Origin of the sequence: uncultured Novosphingobium sp. (genome assembly GCF_964277725.1) — a bacterium.
Classification (GTDB): Bacteria; Pseudomonadota; Alphaproteobacteria; order Sphingomonadales; family Sphingomonadaceae; genus Novosphingobium; species Novosphingobium fluoreni.
In genome coordinates, this window is the sequence record NZ_CAXYKL010000109.1 from 1 (window position 1) to 2,716 (window position 2,716).

Genomic DNA, 2,716 nt, shown 5'->3' on the forward strand with positions numbered 1-2,716 from the left:
AAACTAAACATGCCGTTGAAAGCAACGTCCCGTCCGGTGAAACGCCGTATATGCAACACTAACGAGTCGGTCAAACACCAATTTCAAAAAAGTTTCATCTCAGGGCCAAACCCCGAAAAAAATGACGCGTTTCCTCCTGTATGAGCCCCAGGGCCGGGTTGTGAGGACACATCGAATGACAACCCCAGCACCGCTCGAGTTTCCTCGCCCTCGCTACGAGAGCCAAGCGTCGGGCGAGAGCTTCTGGAGTGAACGCCCAGGATTCTACTCGTCGCGCAGCTCCTAAATATCTAAGAGGTCGCATCCACCATTCTCCGCATCGAGGATGTTGACGATGTGACGCCGAATCCGATCGGGGCCGACGCTGCCGATCGCCAGCGCATCGTGACTGACGTCAATCTCGATCCGGTCTTGCTTCTTGCGCCGCCTGTTGCGTCGTTCGCCGGTCCAGTATGGGTACCACGCTGACGGGCGTCGAGAAGCAGGTTTCCCGCGATTTCTAGTCCGTCGCCATGCCTGAGGCAACCTTGTCCAGCTCCTCGAAGCTGTGGACCCAGAAGAACTCGTCAAAGTAAAAATTGCCGTGACGCCCGGGCGGTGCGGAAGTTTGTGACCAGGAAGTTCCGCTCGGCCGCGGCTTCCTCGGCCGGGCGCAGGTTCGAGGTGATCAGCATCAGATTGCCGGTCAGCGTGACGCTGACCAGCTTGGCGAAGCTGATGATGTAGGCCTTGAACTGACGAGCCTTTCTCCGGCGAGCTGGTGAACTTCTGCTTTTTCCAGTACGGCGTCGCGCCGACTGAATACTTTGCGTCTACTGATGCGGATCGAGTTATCACGTGCAGCGACGTACCTTATCGGCCACTTCCGATCGGCTGGGGCAAGATCAAATCGTCGGGATGGCTCGACAAGGCGACCGTGCCAATAACCCAGGCCTGCATAAGATTCCGGCGCTTCTTAAAAAAAGCGGTACGCAGATAGGCTGCCTTGGCCTTGCCCTCGACGGCGTGAGCAAGCGACGCCTCAGCCACGGCATCAGCGACCTCGGTCTCCTGGGCGACCCAGTCTCGAAAGGTCGATCGAAATCCGTGGGCGGTGATGCCCGGTGCCATCCCGCGAACGAGTTCGAGCAGCGCCATATCCGAGAACCGCGCTTTCCACCGCGCCAGGAAACACGAGATCGCAGTCCTAAACCCGGAGAGCGCGCGCACGACGAAACAGATCGGCTACCTGCCTCGAAAGTGGTACGGTATGCTGAACGCCCATCTTATGCGGCCTTCGGGAATGGTCCACAGAGTGAGATCGTCATTCAGTTCTGATCAGACCGCGCCGCGAATCTCGCCGGACCGAACGGCCGTCAGGATCGCCCCCCTCCAGCGCAAGCGTGCTGGCGCAGGCGGGCTTTCCTCGGAGACGCTGAAGGAATTCTACCACTTGGGCATGGGGCAGCGTCCCGAACTAAGCCTTCTTCTTGAATTGTCTCGGCAGCCCCTTCGAGATCGAGCGCATCGGCGCTTCGCTGTCGCGCAGTCTGTTAGCGTAACATCAATCGAGCACTGTACCGATCCGCTGGCGCACCCGGCGGACGGTCTCGGGGATCTCAAGCCATATCTCCGCCAGCACGTCGCGGATCAGCGGGCCGTCGATCTTGTCGACCTTCACCTTGCCGAGCAACGAATAGGCATAGAGTTCAAGTGTCTTGATCTATTGCCTGGTGTGTTTGCCGTTTTTCCAACTCTTCACCCTTTCGGCATGGGCCTTTTTGACCGCCTGCTCGAACGTTAGCACGACCCGCCGGACCTTGCGGCGCTCCTCGAGCGGATCGACCCCAGCGGCAGCCAGTTTCTTGGCTGCCGCTGCCTCCAGTCGCGCCGTTTTGACCGGCACATAACGTGCGTCGCCAAGGCCGATATCGCGCCGCGTGCCATTCACCTGGATGCGCAATCCCCAGCTTTTCCCGCTCGATGGCGAGACTTTCAACTAGAGACCCTCACCGTCGGGATAGCGTCCCGGCTCGGTCAGTTCTCCGATGATGGTCGCATCGAGATTTTCTCATCGGCATGAATCTAGCATCAGCTGTCGCCGATTTGAAGCCTCTTCGCTCGTCCCAGTCCCACAGCCAGTCCCACAAGCGTTTTCGAACGGGGACGAATGAGGCCGATCGCTAGCGGATTAAAATGCCAGTTTTTAAATGGTTTTCGCTGATTTTCCGGTCGCCATCGAATGGTGGTGACCAGCGGAATGCCGGAGCGGGAGTCTCCCACCATAGACTGTTTTCATTGCATATTTTTAGATTTTCCTAACGCTTTCATGAGGAACGGCATAAGAATGTCTTTCATCCACGGCGACCGATCCCCTACAATGGCAATCTTCTATAGCCGGCAAGGCTTAGCTCTGTTCGTGTCTGCGCCTTGTTGTTAGAACGTGGCTGCCGCACTTGATTTTACGCCACGCGCGAGAAGCTCGGGCGAGCTCGTCACCAATGCATAAGTTGCCGAGTTTCCATGCCAACTACATCATTGTTGATAATGGCTGATCGCGGGACGCGAGCTGCCATTCCGGCTTGGATCTTGGCAAGTCCTCTTTCGCTAAAAACCGACGTTCGCTCGTTCGGCCCTCGAAGGTAGGACCATAACCCCAGCATGATGACCGCATTCCGATCTGGTTCAATGGACCTGCCTAGACCTACGCCGCCATCGATCCGCAGGATTCGAACGA

The 2,716-nt window shown here is 57.6% G+C and carries 3 protein-coding genes and 1 pseudogene; all 4 read right to left on the reverse strand.

Annotated elements, in window-relative coordinates:
* Positions 1–499 precede the first annotated feature (499 nt).
* Positions 500–553 (reverse strand): annotated as a pseudogene (locus ACHWRX_RS06680) (hypothetical protein); the annotation flags it as partial.
* A 299-nt stretch (positions 554–852) separates the two neighbouring features.
* Positions 853–1,137 carry a hypothetical protein gene (locus tag ACHWRX_RS06685; RefSeq protein ID WP_394658610.1) on the reverse strand — a complete coding sequence of 95 codons (285 nt, stop codon included), beginning with the start codon at positions 1,135–1,137 and terminating at the stop codon, positions 853–855.
* 406 nt (positions 1,138–1,543) lie between these two features.
* The gene (locus ACHWRX_RS06690; protein ID WP_394658611.1) at positions 1,544–1,672 is read right to left on the reverse strand and encodes a phage integrase central domain-containing protein; all 129 of its coding nucleotides are present in this window, start codon (positions 1,670–1,672) and stop codon (positions 1,544–1,546) included.
* Between the two features lie 30 nt (positions 1,673–1,702).
* On the reverse strand, positions 1,703–1,978 hold the full coding sequence (locus tag ACHWRX_RS06695; protein WP_394658612.1) for an integrase arm-type DNA-binding domain-containing protein: 276 nt from the start codon (positions 1,976–1,978) through the stop codon (positions 1,703–1,705).
* Positions 1,979–2,716 lie beyond the last annotated feature (738 nt).